16 protein-coding genes and 1 tRNA gene are annotated in these 20,457 nt (G+C 54.7%); 9 read left to right on the top strand and 8 right to left on the bottom strand.

Annotated elements, in window-relative coordinates; all coding sequences use genetic code 11:
• The first annotated feature begins 215 nt into the window (after window positions 1–215).
• Together H7A51_08670 and H7A51_08665 are read left to right on the top strand one after the other, a co-directional pair.
• Entirely contained in the window at window positions 216–824 is a 609-nt protein-coding gene (locus H7A51_08670) for a hypothetical protein (GenBank protein ID MCP5536290.1), read from the top strand.
• Window positions 825–872: 48 nt separating this feature from the next.
• Window positions 873–1,037 carry a hypothetical protein gene (locus H7A51_08665; protein ID MCP5536289.1) on the top strand — a complete coding sequence of 55 codons (165 nt, stop codon included), beginning with the start codon at window positions 873–875 and terminating at the stop codon, window positions 1,035–1,037.
• A gap of 106 nt (window positions 1,038–1,143) precedes the next feature.
• Here H7A51_08665 and clpX read toward each other — a convergent pair whose 3' ends face one another.
• From clpX to H7A51_08645, 4 genes are all read right to left on the bottom strand, one after another.
• Window positions 1,144–2,418, bottom strand: coding sequence for an ATP-dependent Clp protease ATP-binding subunit ClpX (clpX, locus tag H7A51_08660; GenBank protein ID MCP5536288.1), 1,275 nt, complete (start codon window positions 2,416–2,418; stop codon window positions 1,144–1,146).
• A 119-nt stretch (window positions 2,419–2,537) separates the two neighbouring features.
• Window positions 2,538–3,191 carry an ATP-dependent Clp protease proteolytic subunit gene (locus H7A51_08655; protein MCP5536287.1) on the bottom strand — a complete coding sequence of 218 codons (654 nt, stop codon included), beginning with the start codon at window positions 3,189–3,191 and terminating at the stop codon, window positions 2,538–2,540.
• A 42-nt stretch (window positions 3,192–3,233) separates the two neighbouring features.
• Window positions 3,234–4,574, bottom strand: a complete 1,341-nt coding sequence (tig, locus tag H7A51_08650; GenBank protein ID MCP5536286.1) for a trigger factor — start codon at window positions 4,572–4,574, stop codon at window positions 3,234–3,236.
• Window positions 4,575–4,780: 206 nt separating this feature from the next.
• Window positions 4,781–6,595, bottom strand: coding sequence for a hypothetical protein (locus H7A51_08645; GenBank protein ID MCP5536285.1), 1,815 nt, complete (start codon window positions 6,593–6,595; stop codon window positions 4,781–4,783).
• Between the two features lie 233 nt (window positions 6,596–6,828).
• Here H7A51_08645 and H7A51_08640 point away from each other — a divergent pair, with 233 nt between their 5' ends.
• Window positions 6,829–9,909 (top strand): LamG domain-containing protein, encoded by a 3,081-nt coding sequence (locus tag H7A51_08640; protein MCP5536284.1) that lies wholly within the window; start codon window positions 6,829–6,831, stop codon window positions 9,907–9,909.
• A 25-nt stretch (window positions 9,910–9,934) separates the two neighbouring features.
• Here the strand turns inward: H7A51_08640 and H7A51_08635 are convergent, their stop codons facing one another.
• Window positions 9,935–10,837, bottom strand: coding sequence for an AraC family transcriptional regulator (locus tag H7A51_08635; GenBank protein MCP5536283.1), 903 nt, complete (start codon window positions 10,835–10,837; stop codon window positions 9,935–9,937).
• 270 nt (window positions 10,838–11,107) lie between these two features.
• Here H7A51_08635 and H7A51_08630 point away from each other — a divergent pair, with 270 nt between their 5' ends.
• Complete coding sequence (locus H7A51_08630; GenBank protein MCP5536282.1) at window positions 11,108–12,532, top strand: L-fucose/L-arabinose isomerase family protein; 1,425 nt, start codon at window positions 11,108–11,110, stop codon at window positions 12,530–12,532.
• Between the two features lie 43 nt (window positions 12,533–12,575).
• Here the strand turns inward: H7A51_08630 and H7A51_08625 are convergent.
• Window positions 12,576–12,651 (bottom strand) — tRNA-Lys (locus tag H7A51_08625).
• A 380-nt stretch (window positions 12,652–13,031) separates the two neighbouring features.
• Between H7A51_08625 and nusA the strand changes: the two genes are divergently transcribed.
• The 3 genes from nusA to rbfA all read left to right on the top strand — a co-directional run bounded on the left by nusA (window position 13,032) and on the right by rbfA (window position 16,998).
• Window positions 13,032–14,375, top strand: a complete 1,344-nt coding sequence (gene nusA, locus H7A51_08620) for a transcription termination/antitermination protein NusA (protein MCP5536281.1) — start codon at window positions 13,032–13,034, stop codon at window positions 14,373–14,375.
• A 79-nt stretch (window positions 14,376–14,454) separates the two neighbouring features.
• Window positions 14,455–16,596, top strand: a complete 2,142-nt coding sequence (infB, locus tag H7A51_08615) for a translation initiation factor IF-2 (protein ID MCP5536280.1) — start codon at window positions 14,455–14,457, stop codon at window positions 16,594–16,596.
• Window positions 16,597–16,632: 36 nt separating this feature from the next.
• On the top strand, window positions 16,633–16,998 hold the full coding sequence (gene rbfA / locus H7A51_08610) for a 30S ribosome-binding factor RbfA (protein MCP5536279.1): 366 nt from the start codon (window positions 16,633–16,635) through the stop codon (window positions 16,996–16,998).
• 39 nt (window positions 16,999–17,037) lie between these two features.
• Here the strand turns inward: rbfA and H7A51_08605 are convergent, their stop codons facing one another.
• Window positions 17,038–17,298, bottom strand: coding sequence for a hypothetical protein (locus H7A51_08605; protein ID MCP5536278.1), 261 nt, complete (start codon window positions 17,296–17,298; stop codon window positions 17,038–17,040).
• Window positions 17,299–17,349: 51 nt separating this feature from the next.
• The gene (locus H7A51_08600) at window positions 17,350–18,282 is read right to left on the bottom strand and encodes an RluA family pseudouridine synthase (protein MCP5536277.1); all 933 of its coding nucleotides are present in this window, start codon (window positions 18,280–18,282) and stop codon (window positions 17,350–17,352) included.
• Window positions 18,283–18,472: 190 nt separating this feature from the next.
• Between H7A51_08600 and H7A51_08595 the strand changes: the two genes are divergently transcribed.
• A complete protein-coding gene (locus H7A51_08595) occupies window positions 18,473–19,702 on the top strand; it encodes a hypothetical protein (GenBank protein ID MCP5536276.1) in 1,230 nt (409 codons plus the stop codon).
• 93 nt (window positions 19,703–19,795) lie between these two features.
• On the top strand, window positions 19,796–20,455 hold the full coding sequence (locus H7A51_08590; protein MCP5536275.1) for a MotA/TolQ/ExbB proton channel family protein: 660 nt from the start codon (window positions 19,796–19,798) through the stop codon (window positions 20,453–20,455).
• The last annotated feature ends 2 nt before the right edge of the window (window positions 20,456–20,457 follow it).

Here is a 20,457-nt window from a genome sequence, read left to right as displayed (position 1 = left end):
CCCTGCATATCGCACCTTGATGCGGTCTCGTTCCTGGTGGAACCGCTAGTCGGGCAGGCGGCTTGCTGTTGCCCGCTTGCCTTGTCTGGATCAAATTACAACCCATTGAAAATTAGCTCTTTGCCTTGTGATGCGTTATCTGTTAAACGGAGTAAACCATTACGTAGTCTAACTCATTGACTTGTGAGGCAAATGGGCTTATTGGATACCTGTCTATGAAAAACACCAAACACATGAAATGGCTTTCACTCGTGGCCATGCTTTCTTTTTCCCTCCCGGCTGCGGCGCTTGAGGAGAGGGAGTTTAAGAGTTCAGATGAGAGTAAGTCGTTTACCGCGACGCTGACGGATTACAATGCAGCGAGGAAAACGGCGACTGTAACCTTGAAAAACGGCATCGTTAAGAGCTTCGACCTGTCGTTACTCTCTGAAGAGGATCAAAAATACGTGATCGATAGCGCGGACGAGCTGGCTGTCAGTCGGTCCGTCAGTGTTTCATTCAAGGAAGTCAAGGGGGAGACGACCCGGACCAAGTCTGGTCTGGTTAGGACAAGGTCGACCCCCACCAGCTACGAAATCCAGGTGTACAACCGTTCAGACAAAGTGATCGAAGACCTCGAGATCCGTTACAGCCTCTATTATTGTGTCGGCAGCAGCAGCGCAACGGGCCCCAGCCACACCCCCCAAGTGCTCAAGGGCTCATTGATTTACCCGAAACTTTTTGGCAAATACAACGAGACCCGTGCCACCTCTGAGGTGGTGCTGATCCGTGAGTCCAAAAAAGGTGTGGCTCCCCCGGTACCCAGCGGCGGCGGTGGCGGATGATGTCAATATGACTATCCTGGCGGTCGTCAGGAGAACAAGGACGCGATCATGTGTGACGGCGAAAGCCTGCCCCCCGGTGTGGAGCCAGGATATCGCAGGATTGACCACATCATCGGCATTGTCGCGGATGTCGTGCTTGATGGCAAAGTCATAAAGACGGTGGCCAGTAGCCCGCTGGTGCTGAAGAAGCACAAGGAGGGATTGATCAAGTAGTCTGCAAGTAGGCTGTCACCTGGTGATCGGCCAACTTCTTTCTACAAAAAATCCGCGCCTCCATGGAGGTGCGGTTTTTTATAGAGTATGGGCCCAAGGCTGGGCGTTATGCTGCGTCAGCCCGTTTTTTGCGCAGAATGGGTGGTTTTTTGCCTTCAACCACCGCGCGGGTGATTGAGACGGATTCGACATCATCCCGGCCCGGCACTTCATACATGACATCAAGCATGATTTTCTCGAAAATCGAGCGTAGCGCGCGGGCGCCGGTGCCCCGGAGAACCGCCTCCTCGGCGAGTGCGGCGAGGCCGTCCTTGGTCACCTTGAGTTTGACGCCATTCATGGCAAGCAGCTTCGAATACTGCTTGATCAAGGCGTTTTTCGGCTGGGTCAGGACTTCGATCAGCTCATCCGTGGTTAACTCACGGAGGGATGAAATGATGGGAAGTCGGCCAATGAACTCGGGGATCAACCCGAAGTGCAGCAGGTCCTCCGGCTCTGCTTTCTGAAAGAGGTCTTCAGCCGCCAGGTTTTTATCCTTCTCGCTTTCCTCACCTTCGTGGAAACCGAGAACGTGTTTGCCGAGGCGTCGACTGATGATATCGCCGATGCCGACGAAGGCTCCCCCGCAGACAAACAGGATACGCTCGGTGTTGACCTGGATGTATTCCTGCTGCGGGTGTTTGCGGCCTCCCTGGGGCGGGACGTTGCAGACGGTGCCTTCAAGGATCTTGAGCAGCGCCTGCTGGACACCCTCACCGGAAACGTCGCGGGTGATGGAGACATTCTGGGTGGTGCGACCGATTTTATCGATTTCATCGACGTAGATGATGCCGCGCTCGGCGCGTTCGACATCGAAGTCGGCTGCCTGCAGCAAGCGGAGGATGATGTTTTCAACATCGTCACCCACGTAACCGGCTTCCGTCAGGGTGGTGGCATCCACGATGGTAAACGGGACATCGAGCACGTTGGCCAGGGTGCGGGCCAGCAAGGTCTTGCCTGAGCCTGTGGGTCCGAGCATCAGGATGTTAGATTTTTCAATATCGACATCGGTAAACTCCGGTGAGGGGTTGATGTGATCCTGGCGCAAACGCATGTAGTGGTTGTAAACCGCGACCGAGAGAACCTTCTTGGCGCGCTCCTGACCGATGACAAACTCATCGAGTCGCTCGGAAAGCTGGGCAGGGGTGGGGACATCCCCCTTGGAGATATGGGTTTCGGCGACTGTTGGTTTGCCGTGGCCGAGTTCTTTCTCCATGATGGAGGAGCAGACCTCGATGCATTCGTTGCAAATATAGACAGCCGGGCCGGCGATGAGTTTCTTGACCTCCGAGTGGCTTTTGCCACAGAAGGAACACATGGTGAGGTTGGAAGTGCGGGCCATTGGGTAAATGAAGGAATGTGGAAGTGAAGGAGTGAATACAAGAGTGAAAAATAAAAGGGCGTGGGTAATAATAACGTCACCCGAACGCCCTGACAATAGCCTATAATGCTGGAAATGTCCTATTTTTTTGCGTCATCGCCGTTATTGCCGGCACCGTTTTCCGGTAACTCCTTGCGGCTTTGGAGGACTTTGTCGACCAGGCCATAGGCGGCGGAGTCCTCGGCTGACATGTAGTTGTCGCGGTCGGCATCCTTTTCAATCTGCTTCTCGGTTTTTCCAGTGTGCTTGGCAAGGATCGAGTTGAGGCGCTTTTTCAGTTCAAACATAAACCCGATGGTGCGCTCGACGTCAGCGGCGGTGCCCTGGGCACCACCGGAAACCTGGTGGATCATCACGTGGGAGTTAGGCAGGCAGAAACGTTTGCCCTCGGTTCCCGCAGTGAGCAGCACGGCTCCCATGGAGGCGGCGATACCGATGCAGTAGGTGTTTACGTCACAGGTGAGAAACTGCATGGTGTCATAAATCGCGAGACCTGCGGTGACGGACCCGCCGGGGGAGTTGATGTAGATGTGGATGTCCTTCTTGGGGTCCTGCATCTGGAGGAAAAGCATCTGGGCAATCACCGAGTTGGCCACACCGTCGTCGATGCCGCAGCCGATAAAAATGATACGGTCCTTGAGAAGGCGGGAGTAGATGTCAAAGGCGCGTTCACCACGGCCATCGGACTCGATGACGGTGGGGATGTAGTAGTTGTTCTTGGGTGTGGAATCCATTGTTAAATAGTGAGTAGTGAATGTTGAATGATCCGGGTTTCTCTAGGCCTCGGTGACTTCCGCTTCAATTTCCTCCACTTTCGCGTTGTCTACCAGGAAGTCAATCGCCTTGCCGATGAGAATGGAGTTTCTCAGGCTGGAGATACGGCCGGAGCGCTGCATTTCCTTCATCACGGCCTTGGGTGCCTTTTTCTGTTGGCGGGCGATACTGGCGATACGCTGGGCGACTTCGTTGTCGGTGACCGCGATCTTTTCAGCATGGGCGATTTCCTGGAGGATAAAGTTGGTTTTCAGGTTGTTGCGTGCCTGGATTTGGGCGGTAGCAATGATCTCCGCCTGCTGGGAGGCGATTTCCTCGTCGCTGAGGCCGGCCTGGGCACCCCGGGCGACCATGTCATCGGCACTGCCTTGGGCTTCAGCGGTGACCAATTCCTCAGGGAGTTCGAAGTCGACCTTGCCGAGCAGGTTCTCGACGATCTGATTCACCTTGTCCTCGTCGATTTGCCGGTTTTTTTGTTGGGTGATCTGCTCAGCGATCAGTTCCTTGAGGTCGGCCACGGTTTTACCTTCGCCAAACTGGAGGGTTTCGGCGACAAAGGCATCGTCAAGCTCTGGGAGTTGCTGCTCCTTGATTCCCTTGACGGTAACATCGAACACGAGGTCCCTGCCGCGCAGGTCGATGACGGGGAAGTCGTCAGCGACCGTGCAGGTGACTTCACGCTTGTCGCCGGTGGCGGCGCCTTCGAGTTGTTTGCCGAAGCCGGGGAGGAATGCGTCCTCTTTGATCTGCACCCAGTAGTCTTCCTTACCACCGAGGATACCGGCCGGTTTGCCAAGGGCTTCCTCAAGCGGCTTGCCGTCGAGGGTTGAGGTAAAGTCGATGATGGCGATATCATCCGCTTGCAGCGGGCGGTCGTCGATATCGATAAAATCGGCATATCGCTCAACCACGCCGTCGAGTTCTTTTTGGACTTCCTCGTCCGTGGCCTCTGCGGAGGGGATCTTGACGGTGATTTCCTTGTATTCGGGGAGCTCGAAGGTGGGTGCGAGGATCAGCGGCATGACAAAGCTGAACGAGCCGTCGTCTGCGTGGGTCATTGTTTCAGGTGCCTTGAAGTTGAGTACGCGGAGGTCTTCGTCTTTTTTCATCGCTTCCCCGCAGGCGGCGCTGATGAGGCGCTGCTCAAGCTCCTCCTTGATGTCGGCGGCAAAACGCTTCTCGATGACCGAAACAGGGGTCTTTCCTGGGCGGAAACCCGGGATCTTGGCTTGTGAACCGTAGGCTTTAACGATGTTCTTGCGCTCGCTCTGGACCTTATCGGCAGGGATTTCAGCACGCAGGGTTGCGGTGCACTCGGGTAGTTTGTCGACAGTGATGTTCATGGTGTCAATGGTAGTATTAAAAAGCGTGAGTTGGCGGAATTGTGGCCGCGAAGGGGCGGCAAGCTAGTAGCCACAGCGCAGCGAGTCAAGAACCATGACGCGGTTATGTGACAGGAAATGAAGCTGTAAGGCAAAGCCCCACCCCCGGCACGCAGGCCTGGGATGGGGCGGTTTTTCCTGTTATGAAGAATCTTTACGGTCTGGTGCTACCTTCCGCGCCTCGGTGGCCGTTCGCCGGGCCTGGGTGGAGCAGGTGGTTCAGCGGGGGCATCAGCGGCGAGGAAGACGTTGTCGGGTAGTTCGTCACCAATGTCTGTGTTCCTCCTAATGATGGTGGCCAGGGTCTGCTGCTCGACCATACGTCTCATTACCTCCGGTAAATACCCCTGGTACCAGAACCGGTCGCCGTCACGTAGGCGCATGAACTGGTCGCGCAACAGGTGGTGGAGCATTTCACCGACCATGGTACCGGGCAGATGAGGCTCGCAGAGTGCGCCGACCCAGAGGTCGATCTCATTGACGTTGCCATAGGCCTCGGCGAGCCGCCGGGCGGTCACCGGGTCACGGGTGATTTCCATGAAGTCGCGGGCTGGTCTGAGTCCGAGCGCCTTGCGGGTTTCATTGTAGCTGGGCAGGCCATGGTCGCGACCACGCTGGATGTTAAGCGCGGCCAGATCGAGCCCACCCGCTCCGGGAGGACCGAAAAGGAAATTGCGCAGGTCATCGACTATTTGGGAGTCGAGTTCCTGGCAACGTTGCCCGGCCAGTCCGCGTATTATCGAATCGATTCCTTCGTTTTCTATATGCCCCGGATTGAAAAAGGCATCAGCAAGCGACAAATTCCCGGCTGCCACTTCTGCACCATTTTCATCAAGGCGGAGCAAGGTCGATGGAATCAAACTATGCCCAAAGCGATAGGCAGCGCAGGCGAAGACGTTTGAAATACCTGCGTTGACCTGTGGTTTGTAGCCGTCGTACGGGCGGATCGCGTCACGGCCTATGAGGATGGGGAGGAATTCACGGTACGTGATCGCCTGCATCTCAGCGACTACAATCATCCGGGCATACTGGTAGGTTTCCTCGTCACTCGAGCTTGGATTGAGTTTTTTATACTCATCGGCGTGGTGGTTGTGCTCCCTGACAAACAATGTGTGCATCGCGGTGAGGCCGGTTTGTTCGTTGGCGCGGACGTCACCTGCCAGGAAGTAGTCGGCACTGCTTGTCGGCGCATTATCCATGCCCGTCGTATTGTAGGGGAGCAGTTCTCCCTGGTCGGTGTCGCTTGTCTTCAGCTTGCCGCTACCATCGAGCCTGCGCAGCGCAAAGGCCCGGGTGTCATCCGAGCCGTAGACGTTGGACGCATCGATATAGGCTGTGATGGCATTGATCTGCTGGCGCACGTCCTTGACGTGTTCGTAGAGGGACCGGTTTAGCGGAATGATGGCTTCTCCAGTTCCCTGGGGATCAAACCACGGATCGCCAGCGGGGATTTCGATGTTGAATGACTCCACGGGATCGATGCCTGGTGTTTCGTTGATGTCGTGATCCAGGAACTGCCCCCACTGCCAGAGGAAATCGCTTGCTCCCCGGCGGTTTTCCACACTGCCTGTCTGCATGGCCACCGCATTACTGACCGCCCTGGCATTGGGGCGCTCGGAACCGGCGGGGGAATCTGCGTCATCCGCATAGCGGGCAGGGAGTCTACGCAAGTAAGTTTGCTCCGCGGAACCCCAGTAGGTATTTTCCAGATTGTTGTTCGTTCCATCGATGTTGCGGAATTCGTTGGGGAACTCGACTTGCACGGATGGACGGTCGGCAGGCGGTTGCGCCGGCTTGGCTGTTTTTTGATCAGTGCGTGGTTCGGGTTGTGGACGTAGTCTGGGTATTCCCGGGCCGTGTCCGTGGCGTGCTTCATGGTTGCCATCGTCTGGTTCTTGGGCAACGACCACCGAAGTCCCGGCCATAGCCATCATTTCTATCACAACGCCTATGCGGGTGATGATTTGTTTGGATCGTGTCATGGTTCTGTGGGGTGTGGGGTTGATGTTGGAAACTCTAACTTTTTCCAAGCGATACCACAGTGTGCGACATTTCCGTTAAGTGTCTGTGTCAGTCGGGCAGGAGTTTTGTAAAACCTTCGTTAAGATCGTGTGAGATTACCTTTTGAAAAAAGTGGCGAGAATGATGCAAGGCCCCCAAAACAAAGGATGTCGTAACGGGGTATGCTGTGTTAGCTTGCCGGCAGCGCCAACGTATGAAATCAATCAACTTCAGGATGTGTCTCCTCAGCATCGCTTGCGGGCTGGGCAGTGGCTTTTTCCCGGGAGCATTTTTGCCTATGGTGCATGCCGCCTCAGCACCCGGTTCCGGTGAACCCAGTGAGCTTGTCCATGAGCACAACAAAGCCTTGCCTCTCAACCATCGGGATTACTCATTCGGATATTGGTTAAATGGATACCGCAAACACAAGTCCGATACATCGAAAGATATTCTGTGCCTGGAAACCGGCTACTTCGGTCTGGCGATGGACATGGCCCGGCTCGACCAGGCGAAGTTTGGCCAGATCAATGACGAACTGGATTACACCGGTGCCTTGGCAGCCGATGGCAGTCGCATGAGCAAACTCGAAAACGCCGGGCTGAACATCGAGTTGGAGAAAGATGGCAAGGTCTTCCGCGCTGTGAGCTGTCGCGCGGCCAAGGAGCGACTGGAGGGGAGCCGTTTTCAAGGCACCCGTTTATGGGAGTCGGCCCGCTATGTTCAGAATTATGAGATCCAAGGGTTGGAGTTTCAAGCCGACGACGGAGAAACGCTGGTAACGGATTCCCGGCTCAACGTGGTGGCCTGGCCGAACTCATTGAGTTTGACAGCGGAGGTTGCGCCTGCTGTGACCTATAAAACCGGCCCCGAGCTTGGTGTCAACGGCCAGGGGATCTGTCTGGTCGAGACCCCTCATCGCATTGCCCACCAACCCGGGCTTGAGCACGGGCAGTTCACCCTGGAAAGCTGGATCAAGGTTCCCGAGGTCTTTTTCCAGAAAGGCCGTGGCTGGATCTTGTGTAAAAATCAAAACGAGATCACGGAGGGCAATTATGGCTTGCTCGTCGTTGGCGGGCAGGTCAGGGCGACCATGAATATCGGCGGTCGAGGGCGCCGGAACATTTACACCGTGAAGTCAGATCATCACAGCTTGATTGCTGATAAGTGGCATCACCTGGCGATGACGTATGATGGCAAAACCCTGTCCTTATACATGGATGGGAATCTCAAGGAGTCGATGGAAATCGGCAAACAACGCATCCTTGGCAACGGGCCGTTGAGTCTCGGCCAACGGGCGGATGGTCATGGCGGCATGACTCCCGTGATCATCGATCAAATACGCGTATGGAGCCGCGCATTGGATCGGAATGAACTCATTCAACACAGCAGAAAACCTGCGGAACTCAAAAATCGCAATGGCCTTGCCTTCGAAGATAATTGTGAATCGGGAGAACCCGTGAATCATCCGGTGTGGGAAAATACCAGGATGAGTATCCGGTTCAAGGGGCCACATCATGACTGGTATGCCGCGCAGCTTGTCCCGGAAAAGTGGGGTGTTGGTAATCACAAAAAAGTGACCGTGAACTGCAATCTGGTGAGCCAATTTGAAAAAGATACCCGGCTAACAGTCGATATGAAACTCAACGAGTTGCCACCGGTTGTCTACGACAAGCAGTTCAACTGCTATGTGGCCCGGGTGAGCCGACCCAAGCGAGACTGGCAAGGCGGATACAACGAGAACCGGAATTACGATGACATTGACATCACCATCGATTCGCAACACGAAAAAACCATTCCATTTCTGCTAGAGATGTTTCATCCGGCGAGTATCACGGGTCTTTGCCCGGTTCTCTGTGATGAACATGGCGAGCCGACCGGTGTCCCTGTCCAGTTGAGCAAGAACTGGCATTACCAGAAAACGGGGGCCTATCTGCGAGCCTATGCCTTGCTTCCCACCATCAAGGGGCAGAAGAAATACAAGCTGAGGATTGTCTACGGTTTCTACGGCAAGGTTCCCTCTGCCAGCCACGCCCAGTTGTCGCTGGTGGGATACGGTGGCAATGGTCGCTGGGACCAGCTCGCCATTGGTTCATGGGGGGAAACCTACTGCATGGACATGGATATGAGTTGCGTGGATGTCGCCGTCACCGATGTTAGAATGCTGATGGCCCGTAATGGAGTCCAAGGTAAACAATGGAGCTGGACCGATGCCGGCTGGGGAGGCGACTGGTTGGGGCTCAATGACACCATGGGAGAGAAGTATTTGTTCAACGGCGTGAAAACGGCCTACCTGTCACATGGTCCTTGTTTGACGGAAGTAAAATACGATGGTTTTTACGGAGCCGGGCGTGAGATTGGTTTTACCTCGACGGTGAGGACGTTGCGAACCGATGACCACGCCCGGACGTTTACCACCATCAAGTATGTTTTTGATAAACCGGTCAAGGCTGGGGGCTGGCTGTTTAAAATGGGCCGCACCGGCGGCTACGTGACACCAAGGATTGCCTACGGAAACAGCGCAGGCCTGATCAAGGAACACCAGGTTCCCAACGGTCTCAAAAAAGAGACAACATTCATCCCGAAGACCACCCTAACAGGCTCGGGGCCATGGTGGGTTTCTTTCCCCGGCGCATACTCTGACCGGGGCAAGGACTGGGGCACAGGCTACCGGGCCATGGTCATCCGGGCCTACAAAGCGAACATCGGTGGGAAAGTATACACCAACCCAACGGTAGAGTTTCCAGCCTACCAGTCGGCAGGTGAGGGCAGGCCTAACATCGATTTCCTGATGACCGCTCCCGAGGGGGTGACCGGTTTCAAACCCGGTGACACGATCGAGTTTGATGTGGAGTGGATCACCTTGCCCCGCGTCGCCGACGACTACTATGGCCCGAACGAAACCTTCAGAAAACATGTCATGGAGAACCCCTCATCATGGCAAACAACCTATCGCGAGGCCGTCGGGAATAACCTGAAAATTGCGGTCGGTGGCGGCACCTTGCTAAATAATTACCCGGTCATCATTCAGGCCGGTCAGGATGAGGTGACCGTGGATATCGAGGGAGGTCTGGGAATGGTCCCCATCCGCTTCGAAGGACTCAAGCAGGCCAAGGGCTATGCTCTCTATCAGGTCGTCGATGGGAAAGAGGTCAAACTCGACCAGTCGGTCCACGGCAACGACTTCTGGCAGACCGACTACCATGTGAAAACAAACACCTTCAAGATGACCTTCAACCTTCCTCTGGATGGGCTGGAAAAATCAAAATGGATCCTCCGCGCCGATGCGCCCAAGTAAGCACTCCCAGGTAAGCTGCAAGGCCTCAGGTCTTTGTTTGGGTGAGCCGGTTATACCGTTCACGATAGGCACTGGGTGAACAGCCCTCTCGATTTTTAAACAAGCGGGAGAAGTAGTAGACACAGGAGATGCCGGTATGTTCTGCGATCCCACTGACCGGCAGCTTGGTGTGGCGTAACAGCTCCCGTGCCTTATTCATACGGATGTCGATCTGGTATTGGTTGGGAGCTTTGCCAGTGTGCTCCTTGAACACGGCTCGAAAACGTGAGTAACTCAAGCCCAGGGTTTTTGCCAGTCCCTCCATGTCAATTGTTTCGGCGCTGTGTTTCAGTAGATACTGGCGGGCCTCGTGAACCTTTTGTGAGATTTCACGTCCGCCTGCGTGATGGTTGATCGAGTGTGAGCGAACGCGAGCGAGAGCTTCCATGGTGCGGGCTGCGATGATTTGCTGGTATCCCGGCATTGACCGTCGCATGAGACCGGCCACGGAGCGAATCAGTTGGAGTAATTCCTGATCGTAGCCAATTGGGACCACGGCCTTGTTAGGGGAGAAGAACCCATCCATGAGCCGTTCTGCAATGTCTCCATGAAAACCGATCCAGCTTTCGTCCCAACCGTCTTTTTTTGTGGGGTGGTATCGATGCCAAACCCCGGGAAACAGGAGAAACACCTGTCCTGCTGATATCCGCATTTTTCGGGTTTCCGAGGATTCGAAAATTCCCCGTCCGCGGGTGATATAGACCAGCTGGTATTCATCGAGAACGCGCCCGTTGCTCCACGACAAGTCATACTTACCAGGGTGTTGGCGTGGCGGGTAGGGCATGTTTGCCCCGATTTCAGAGAAACCTGAATTCAAGACATGTAGCCCCCAAGCTATGGCGTCCGGTTCGACCGGTAGATAGTGGGAGTAGGGTTGCAAAGTGTCCATTTTGTAATCAATTCGTGCAAATCATAGATCAGTATGTCCATTGAAACAACGATGGATGTCGCTTATTATCATGACAATGGCAGCGACAATCCACCTCGTGAGAACATGGAGATGCAGTCATTCTGCAGAGTCATATGATGCGTGGCCTGGAAGGCTTGCGGCAGCCCGTTTCCCAAACACCTGTCGGCAAGCCAAGGCACTCATGGAGGGTCGCTGGATGAGCACTGCTTTTATGGTGAATTGTTAGAAAACCAACTGGAAAAACGACAGATGAACAAATCAATGAAATTAGGGTTGTTTGGTATCGGGCTCGATACGTATTGGGAGCAGTTTGATGGCTTGAAGGAGCGTTTGCTCGGGTATCAGGCCACGATCAAGGAGCGATTGGAGTTATGTGGATCTGAAGTCATCGATATCGGCTTGATTGACAACCCGGGGAAGGCTCCCGAAGCAGGGCTTCGGTTCAAACAAGAGGATGTGGAGATGATCTTCCTGTTTGTTTCCACCTATGCACTGTCGTCAACGGTATTACCTGTCGTGCAGAAAGCCAAAGTGCCGGTGGTCCTGCTCAACATGCAGCCGGTGGCACAGCTTGATTATCAAAAATTCAACGCGGTGGGTGACCGGGGGGCGATGACCGGCCTATGGCTTGAGCATTGCCAGGCTTGTTCGATGCCGGAGCTGGCCTGTGTGTTTAACCGGGCGGGCATTGATTTTCATGTTGTCACAGGCTACTTGCAGGATGAGGCCGCGTGGCAAGAAATCCAGGATTGGGTGGAGGCCGCCAAAGTCGTTGCAGGGATGCGTGCAAACCGGGTCGGGGTGCTCGGGCATTACTACGGTGGCATGCTGGATGTTTATAGCGACATGACACAGCAATCAGCCGTATTTGGCAATCACTTTGAAATTCTGGAAATGTGTGAGCTCCATGCGCTTCGCGAAGCTGTCACGGACGAGCAAATCGTGTCCAAGGTGCACGAATTTAACCAGACGTTCGAGGTGTCTGCCGAGTGTGAGCGCACCGAGCTTGAGCGCGCGGCGCGGACTTCAGTCGCGCTCGATGCCTTGGTTGCGAATCACCAGCTGGGTTCGATGGCTTACTACTATGAAGGCCAGCCGGGCAGTGATTATGAAAACATCGTGACTTCCGTGATAGCGGGAAACACGCTGCTCACCGGACGGAACATCCCGGTGGCGGGTGAGTGTGAAATCAAAAACGTGCAGGCGATGAAAATCATGGATCTGCTTGGTGCCGGCGGCTCGTTTTCCGAGTATTACCTGGCTGACTTTATCGATGATGTGGTGTATTTCGGACATGACGGCCCAGCTCACTTTACAATTGCAGACGGTAAAGTGGGCCTCGTTCCCTTACCCCTCTACCACGGTAAGCCAGGCAAGGGCTTGTCGATCCAGATGACCGTGCAGAATGGCCCGGTGACCTTGCTCTCGGTGGTGCAGAGCCGTAACGGAGAGGTGTCGCTTCTGGTGGCCGAAGGTGAATCCGTCACCGGCCCGATACTACAAATAGGCAACACGAACAGTCGCTACAAATTTCCTCTTCCGGTCAAGGAGTTTATCAATCGCTGGAATGAAGTTGGTCCGGCACACCACTGCGCGATCGGCGTGGGGCATGTTGCGGCAAAGATAGAAAAACTCAGCTCTCTGCTTGGCATCAACTGCACCCAAGTGTGCTAACAAAAAACCCGCTAAAGCACTAGTCTTCAGCGGGTTATGAAAATGGTACGCAGACTGGGACTCGAACCCAGGACCAATTGGTTAAAAGCCAACTGCTCTACCAACTGAGCTATCTGCGCGTTAGGTTGGATTTTTTGCTTTGCTTCCCTGACGGGCTGCTGGGCGGGCGCAAAATACTGATCCGCGGCTATTTCGCAAGATTTAATTTAACCTTTTTGACACAATTTTTCCAGACCGGTGGATTTTCGGGTGAAATTGCCACATCCGGCGGCTGGCAGGGGGATTGTCGTCGACAGGCTTTCCCGTTCCCCGAATAAACAAGAAAGAGAGAGTTTGTGCTTGTCAGGCAAGCGATTCAGCCCTATGGGGACTGCGCATCAGCTCTGCGAATAACTCGGGGGTGGGTCATAGGACCCACTCTTTTGTGTCTCGGGGTATCAAAAATCTCTCCACATCCACACTTTATCACTCTTAACCACTTAATCACTCAAGAAAAGCCATGACCAACGACATCGTCGCTCTCATTGACTACTACGAGAAAGAAAAAGGCATCGACCGTGAGAAGGTCCTTGCTGCGCTCGAGTTTGCCTTTATTTCAGCCTACCGGAAAATGGTTCCCGGTGCTGACGCTATCGAGACCCTCCGTGCCGAGGTCGATACTCGCAAGGGTGATACCACGATACACGCATCGCTGACGGTTGTGGCAGACGATGATTATGTGGACAAATTCAATGAAGTGCCGATTTCACTGGCCCGTAAGAGCAAGCCGGACGCCGAGCTGGAGGATAGTCTGGATTTCAATGTCACACCACAGAACTTCGGTCGTATCGCCACCCAGACGGCGAAACAAACCATGATGCAGCGTCTGCGTATGGCGGAAAAAGAAATGATCTATGACGAGTTCAAGGACCGCGCCGGTGACATTGTCAGCGGAACGGTGCGCCGCTTTGAGAAAAGCGATGTCATGATCGACCTTGGCAAATTTGAAGGTCGTATCCCGTCGCGTGAGCGGGTAGTGACAGAAGACTACAACATTGGCGACCGTATCCGCGTCTACGTCGTGGCGGTTGAAAACGAGTCGCGTGGACCCGAGATCATCCTGTCGCGTAGCCACCCGAATTTTGTCCGTCGATTATTTGAATCCGAAGTAGCCGAAATCGCCGATAATACCGTGGAGCTACGCGGCATTGCCCGCGAGGCCGGGTATCGCACCAAGGTGGCGGTCTCCAGCAACGATGACAAAGTGGATCCGGTCGGCGCCTGCGTCGGTCTCCGTGGTGCCCGGGTCAAAAACATCGTGCGCGAACTTAACAACGAGAAAGTCGATATCATCCGTTGGAGTGACGACCCAGCCACTTTTGTGGTGGATGCCCTTAAGCCCGCTAATATCCGCACCATCAGTCTGGATAAAGAAAACAAGATCGTTTCGGTCACCGTCGATGAAGAGGAGCTGAGCAAGGCGATTGGCCGTCGTGGCCAGAATGCCCGTCTCACGGCCAAGCTGATGGGGTGGGATGTACAAGTCAGTAAGGACGAGACGCAGCACGAGCAGTTTGAAGAGCGCGTCACCGATGCCGCGCACTCACTGGGTGGGCAGCTTGGCCTTGACGACGAGATGGCGGACAAGTTGTTCCGTGCCGGTGGTGCAACCGCTGAACTCGTGTCGCAGATGCCGGCCGAATACATTGCGCAGGCACTCGAGATATCGCAGGAGGAAGCTTTGGCCATTCTGGACAAGGTGGCGGCACCTGCCGAGGAAGCCGGTTCAGCAGAAGCTGTTTCTGAAATATCGGGTGACGATGCCACGGTATCCGAGGCAACCTCTGAAGGCAGCGAAGTCTGATCGACTTGTCAGCACACATTTATTTCCACATATTCCATTTTCAACTCCTTAAATTTCCTAATACCACTTAACATCCAGCATGGCAGACTCCAGCGATAAACCCCAAAAAGACAAGGAAGTCCTCGATCTTCTCGATGACTCCGCACAGAAGTTGTCGCGTCGTGAGCGACAACGCATCGAAGCCACCAAGGTGCAGACTGTAGACGATCAGAAGAAAGCAGCGCTGGATATTTTTGAAGACGGGGATGGCAAGAAAAAGACTTCCGTTGTCCATAAGAAAGCCGGGTTGAAAAAGGAGATGCCAACCATTTCCAAGCTTCTTGATAAAAAGGACGATGAGTTTTCACTGAACAAGGTATCCGCCGGTTCCTTGTCGATGCCCACTCCGGAAGACAAGGCTGGGGACTCCGCTGATGCGGGTAAGTTATTGAAGGACGGTAACGTGATTACGATCAAGCCGCCGATCATCGTGAGTGACCTGGCGGAATTGATGGCGCTGAAGCCATTTCAACTGATGGCCGACCTGATTAAACTCGAGGTGTTTGTAGCACCTCACCAGGCGATTGAACCGGACATCGCGGAAAAGCTCTGTAAAATGCACGGCTTTACCTTTGAGCGTGAGAAGCGCGAGAAAGGGGGCGGCGTTCACAAGGAGAAGAAAAAGATCAAGGAGCCCAAGGCGAAGAAGCTGGAGGAAGAGGACCAGGAAACCCTCGAGTACCGCGCGCCGATCATCACCTTCATGGGGCACGTTGACCACGGCAAAACATCCTTGCTCGACTATGTGCGCAAAAGCCGCGTCACCTCGGGTGAAGCCGGTGGAATCACCCAGCACATTGGAGCATACCGTGTGGAACACAACGGGCACCCGATCAGTTTCATCGACACTCCCGGTCACTCGATTTTCACGGAAATGCGTGCCCGAGGCGCTGATGTCACTGATATCGTTGTTCTGGTTGTTGCCGCTGACGATGGTATCATGCCACAAACCAAGGAAGCCATCCAGCACGCCCAGAAGGCCAAGAAGACCATCATCGTAGCCATCAATAAATGTGATACGAAAGGGGCTGATCCTACACGTGTCAAGACCCAGCTTATGGAACACGGTCTTCAGCCGGTTGATTTTGGGGGTGATGTTGAGTGTGTGGAGGTATCTGCCATCACAGGACAGGGAATGGAGGAGCTCATCGAGCTGATGGCGCTTCAAGCTGAAGTCCTGGAACTCAAGGCCAACCCGCGTGCGAATGCACGTGGATCTGTCATCGAGGCCAGCATCCAGCCTGGCAAAGGACCCACCGCCACCGTCATGGTCCAGGCGGGCACGCTCAAAGTAGGTGTGCCCTTTATCTGTGGCCCATATGCAGGCAAGGTAAAGACCATGCTCAACGATCTTGGCGAACAGGTAAAGCAAGCCGGTCCCGCTACTCCGGTTGAAATCATCGGTTTTGCAGAGCTGCCCCATGTCGGGGACGAGCTTGTGCAGATGAAAAACGAGCGTGCTGCCAAAAAACTATCTGAAGAGCGGCTTGAAGAGAGACGCAACAAGCGTCTCGTCCGTCCCAAGAAGAGCCGTATGGAGGACCTGCTCTCCATGGTTCAGGGGGATAACAAGATCCAGCTCAATCTCATTCTCAAGGGGGATGTCCAGGGATCGGTCCAGGCGATTGAAAACGCGATCAATGATATCAAGAGCGACAAGGTGGAGCCACGCTTCATCAAGTCGGCCGCCGGCTCCATCACGGAAAACGATATCCTGATGGCAAGCTCGTCCGATGCCGTCGTACTCGGCTTTAACACCAAGGTTGAAAGCAATGCGGTGCGTGCAGCGAAACGCGAGGGGGTGCAGATCAAATTATTCTCCATCGTTTACGAACTGATCGATACCGTTACCGAATCCATGCTCGGACTCCTCGATCCGCTGACACGCGAGACCATCATTGGTCACGCAGAAGTCAAGCAGGTGTTCAAAGTGCGCCGCGGTCGTGCCGCGGGTTGTATCGTCAAGGACGGAAAAGTCACCCGCACAGCCCACGCCCGTGTGCTTCGTGGTGGCGTTCCCGTTTACGATGGCAAGATGTCGACACTTCGCCGCGTTGCCGACGAGGTGGAGGAGGTGAAGCAGGGGATCGATTGCGGTATCCGACTTGGTGATTTTGACGAATACGAAGAGAACGATGTCATCGAATGCTACATCCTCGAGAACATTGAACAGACTTTGTAAATTTGTGATTTGTAATTTGTAATTTGTGATAAACCCGTGAGCCAGCGCCTTGACAGGATCAACGAACTGCTACGCCGTGAAATCAGCACGGTGATACGTGATTTTGAGTTTGATGGGGCACTGGTTACCATCAGTGCGGTTGAAATTACCCAGGATTTGCGTGAAGCCAAAGTATTTGTCGGGGTGCTCGGTGGCTATGGAGCCAAGGTGTTGGAGCAGCTCGGCCAGAAGCGTAAGCTCATCCAGGGGAAGGTGGCGAAGCGCGTTGTCCTCCGCTGTACGCCGAGACTGGATTTCCGACTCGATACCTCCGCAGCCCGTGGCGTCGATATGGTCAACGTCCTCGAAGAGGTGGATAAACTCCCCAAGGCACCCGTGGAGGAAAGTGAAGACGTGGATTAGTAAGTAGGTGATTCAGTCATTACGAAATCACATAATCACTTACCCACCTTCTTCAGGCTCGCCCGGCAGGCCTTCCAGTAGTTCTTGGTATCGTGCTACGGCGAAATCCCGCTTGTCGATATACATGCGGTTGGATTCATCGGCCAGACACAGGGCGATCAGTTCCCTGGCCTCGTCCGGACTGATGTTTTCTTTTTCCACAAGCCGGACGAACGTGGTTTTGACGTAGGGGGTTTGTGGCGACTCTAACTGCTGTTCCACAGCAGGGAGTAATGATTCGATGAGGTTTTCGTCGTTCATGGGAAAGAGGGGAGCGTGGGAGGGGAGCGTGGGCATCCTGCCCGCATATCATTAAGCAAGTGGACAGGAGTGTCCACCCTCCATATGTTCTGTCCACGGTTTATATTCCTCAGGGATAGGTGCCTGGAAAGCCATGCGTTCACCCGTGCGTGGGTGGTTGATGACGAGTTGCCAGGCGTGTAGCATGAGTCGGCCAGGCTGCACCGGTTGACGTGCTGGTTTGGAATAAATGGGGTCTGCTAGAATCGGGGTGCCAATGTGCAGCATGTGCACCCGGATCTGGTGGGTGCGGCCGGTATGCAAGTCACAGAGGACGAGGGTTGTGCCATCATCGGCGGTGTGCAGGACTTTGTAATCGGTTATCGCTGACTTGCCACTGCCCGGGTTTACCACCGCCATTTTCAACCGGTTGACGGGATGCCTGCCGATGTTGGTGAAAATGTTACCCTCAGCTTGGTTGGGTTTGCTCTGGACGACGGCAAGATAACGTTTTTCATTGCTCCGGTCATGAAACTGGCTGGTCAGCGACTGGTGGGCGGCGTCGTTTTTCGCCACGATGATACAGCCCGAGGTGTCCTTATCGAGTCGATGTACGATGCCCGGCCTTTCCACGCCCCCGATGCCAGCCAGTTGCCCCTGACAGTGGAAGAGCAGGGCGTTGACCAAGGTGCCATCGGCATTTCCGGCGGCCGGGTGGACCACCATGCCATGGGCTTTGTTGATAACCACGATATCCTCGTCTTCGTAGAGAATCTCCAGTGGGATGTCCTGGGGGGAGGCCCCGGCGGTTTCGGGCTCCGGAATAAGCACGGTGATGAGATCACCACTGGAGACGTTCTGTTTCGCCTTGGCCTTGGCCCTGTTCAGCAGGATGTCGCCTGATTTGAGCAGTGCCTGAATGCGGGAGCGCGACAGCTCTGGCAGTCGGCTCACCAGGAACTGGTCGATCCGCTGTGCTTCTATGCAATCCACCTCGATCTTCACGGGCTGATGGTGAGGGGATATGTGGCAAGTTTCAAATGCCAAAATGGCTAAGTTTCAAAAACCAAACTCCAAATACCACGAAATTCAAACAAGCACGGGAGATTCTTGCTTGGTGTTTGGAGTTTGGTTTTTGGTGTTTAAAGTTACAATTTGGCGTTTGGTTTTTCAAACTTGAGTGTAGAATCTCCCCGTGAGTCAGTTCAGTTTAGTGCAAAAACGAGCCATGCTTGCTGCCCTCGCGGCGGTGGGTGTGCATGTGTTTGTCTTTGGCTTCTGGATACTGCTTATCATCTGGGATCTTCCTTTGTTTGCGATGGCGGTGCCTGAAAAAGAACCCGCGCCAGAACCAGAGGTGGTGGTTGTGATACGTGCGATCGACCAGGCGTCGCCGCCTCCGCCGTTAGGGGTTCCGGTGCCGCCACCCGCTGCTGAGGAGTTGCCGGAAACTCCCCCGGTCGCAGATACTCCGCCGCCGCCTCCAGCTGACGTGAAGCCTGCGGAAGAAAAAAAAAGCCTGCCAGAGCCGCCTGAACCCAAACGTAAGTTCGCCCGCACCTCGGCCGACCAGGAAGGCCAACCCGACGAGCCGACCGACATCCTCGGTGAGCGGGATACCCGCGCGGCATCGGAGTTACCGCCCACACCCGGTGCCAAACCTAACACACCATCACAGGACGGCGCGGCACCCCTCTATCCCGGGCATGTGGAGACGGTGGACAAAACCTATCAGGATGGCTCGGTCGGCATGGATAAAACAGGCGAGCAAACTGAAACTCCCCAGGAAGCCAGTGCCAGCAAGGATAATCCCCTCATTGACGAGGCACCGAAATTAGAGTCGCCCAAGCCGGACGAGAGTGCCTCATCGCGCCCTAAAAACAAACATCTTCCTACCGGGCGCATGCTGCCTACGGTTGATGGTGGCGAGGGGAAGAAATCCATCGATGATGCCCCCAAGGCAGAGCAGGCACCAAAGGAAAAGCCTAACGAAGGTGCGCAGAAAGAGGGCAGGGGCGACGAAACCGAGCAAGATCCGAAAAAGGATGGTTTTCAGGGGCACTCGGAAAAGACCAAGGTGACCGGTTCGATATCGCGCCGTGGTAAAAGTGCCCTCAATGTCAAGAACTCACCCTTGGGCCGCTACCAGGCACTGGTCAGCAAGGCGGTGGAATTGCAGTGGCGAAGGAACTGTGAACAGCACCGCGACCACATTGTGCCTGGTGTCATCTCGCTCAGGTTCTACGTCGATAAAAACGGCAAGGTTTCCGGCATCAAGTTCCAGGAGGTCATCGAGGCCAATTACATCGAACGCGGGTTTACCCAGCGCGCGATCCGGCAGGCCGAGCTGCCTAAAATGTCCCAAGCCGTACTGCGCGAACTCGATGGCGAACCCCTGGAGCTGATCTATAACTTTTATTTTTAAGGATCACCATTTCCAGCTGGATCAATGGCGGTGTAGAGTGCATCTCCTTGGCAGCAAACGTATGACCTTTCCATTTCATCCATGAATTTACTTATGTCCAGTAATGAACCCGCAGCCTGGGAGGTTGTGTGGAATTTCTTCCGTCAAGGCGGATGGTTTATGATCCCGATCCTCGCCTGCTCGTTGATTGCCGTGGGGATCGTTGTTTTTAAACTGATGACCTTGAGCAAGGCACTGGTGATACCCGACAAACTGGTGGCGGAGGTGGAAAAAATCGAACAGCATCTCGAGGATGGAGGTCTTGATGGCTTGCAGGATGAATTTGTCGCCGGAGAGACGGCTTTGGCGCGTCTGTGCAGTGTGGCGTTTCGTAATGCCGGCAGAACACAGGGTGAAGTGCAGGAGGCCGTGCAGTCGGCGGCGCGTGAGGAGATCGTCAAAATGAACACCGGGATGCCCGCACTCGAAGTCGTGATCACGATTGCCCCGCTACTCGGTCTTCTGGGAACGGCGAGCGGCCTGGTTCTCGTATTTGCCAATGTCGGCCAGGACACCGGCCATACGGCAGAAGTCGGGCAGGGGATTGCCATGGCGTTGAACACGACCGTGGCTGGGCTCGCCGTGGCGGTTCCGACCGTGATCGCGCATAGCCATTTCAATCGGAAAATCGAGATGATGGCTGCACGACTGGAGGTTCTGCTGGGAAAAGTCACCTCCGCCTGCCATCAGCACGTCTTTTTCAAGAACAGCTAACC

The organism is Akkermansiaceae bacterium (assembly GCA_024233115.1).
Taxonomy (GTDB): domain Bacteria; phylum Verrucomicrobiota; class Verrucomicrobiia; order Verrucomicrobiales; family Akkermansiaceae; genus Oceaniferula.
The sequence above is the reverse complement of the archived record's forward strand: the minus strand, read 5'-3'. Positions and strand labels throughout refer to the sequence as shown.

Coding starts and splice junctions, on each gene's coding strand:
- H7A51_08670 (MCP5536290.1), top strand. CDS start 216: ATGAAAAACACCAAACACATGAAATGGCTTTCACTCGTGGCCATGCTT.
- H7A51_08665 (MCP5536289.1), top strand. CDS start 873: ATGTGTGACGGCGAAAGCCTGCCCCCCGGTGTGGAGCCAGGATATCGC.
- clpX (MCP5536288.1), bottom strand. CDS start 2,418: ATGGCCCGCACTTCCAACCTCACCATGTGTTCCTTCTGTGGCAAAAGC.
- H7A51_08655 (MCP5536287.1), bottom strand. CDS start 3,191: ATGGATTCCACACCCAAGAACAACTACTACATCCCCACCGTCATCGAG.
- tig (MCP5536286.1), bottom strand. CDS start 4,574: ATGAACATCACTGTCGACAAACTACCCGAGTGCACCGCAACCCTGCGT.
- H7A51_08645 (MCP5536285.1), bottom strand. CDS start 6,595: ATGACACGATCCAAACAAATCATCACCCGCATAGGCGTTGTGATAGAA.
- H7A51_08640 (MCP5536284.1), top strand. CDS start 6,829: ATGAAATCAATCAACTTCAGGATGTGTCTCCTCAGCATCGCTTGCGGG.
- H7A51_08635 (MCP5536283.1), bottom strand. CDS start 10,837: ATGGACACTTTGCAACCCTACTCCCACTATCTACCGGTCGAACCGGAC.
- H7A51_08630 (MCP5536282.1), top strand. CDS start 11,108: ATGAACAAATCAATGAAATTAGGGTTGTTTGGTATCGGGCTCGATACG.
- nusA (MCP5536281.1), top strand. CDS start 13,032: ATGACCAACGACATCGTCGCTCTCATTGACTACTACGAGAAAGAAAAA.
- infB (MCP5536280.1), top strand. CDS start 14,455: ATGGCAGACTCCAGCGATAAACCCCAAAAAGACAAGGAAGTCCTCGAT.
- H7A51_08605 (MCP5536278.1), bottom strand. CDS start 17,298: ATGAACGACGAAAACCTCATCGAATCATTACTCCCTGCTGTGGAACAG.
- H7A51_08590 (MCP5536275.1), top strand. CDS start 19,796: ATGTCCAGTAATGAACCCGCAGCCTGGGAGGTTGTGTGGAATTTCTTC.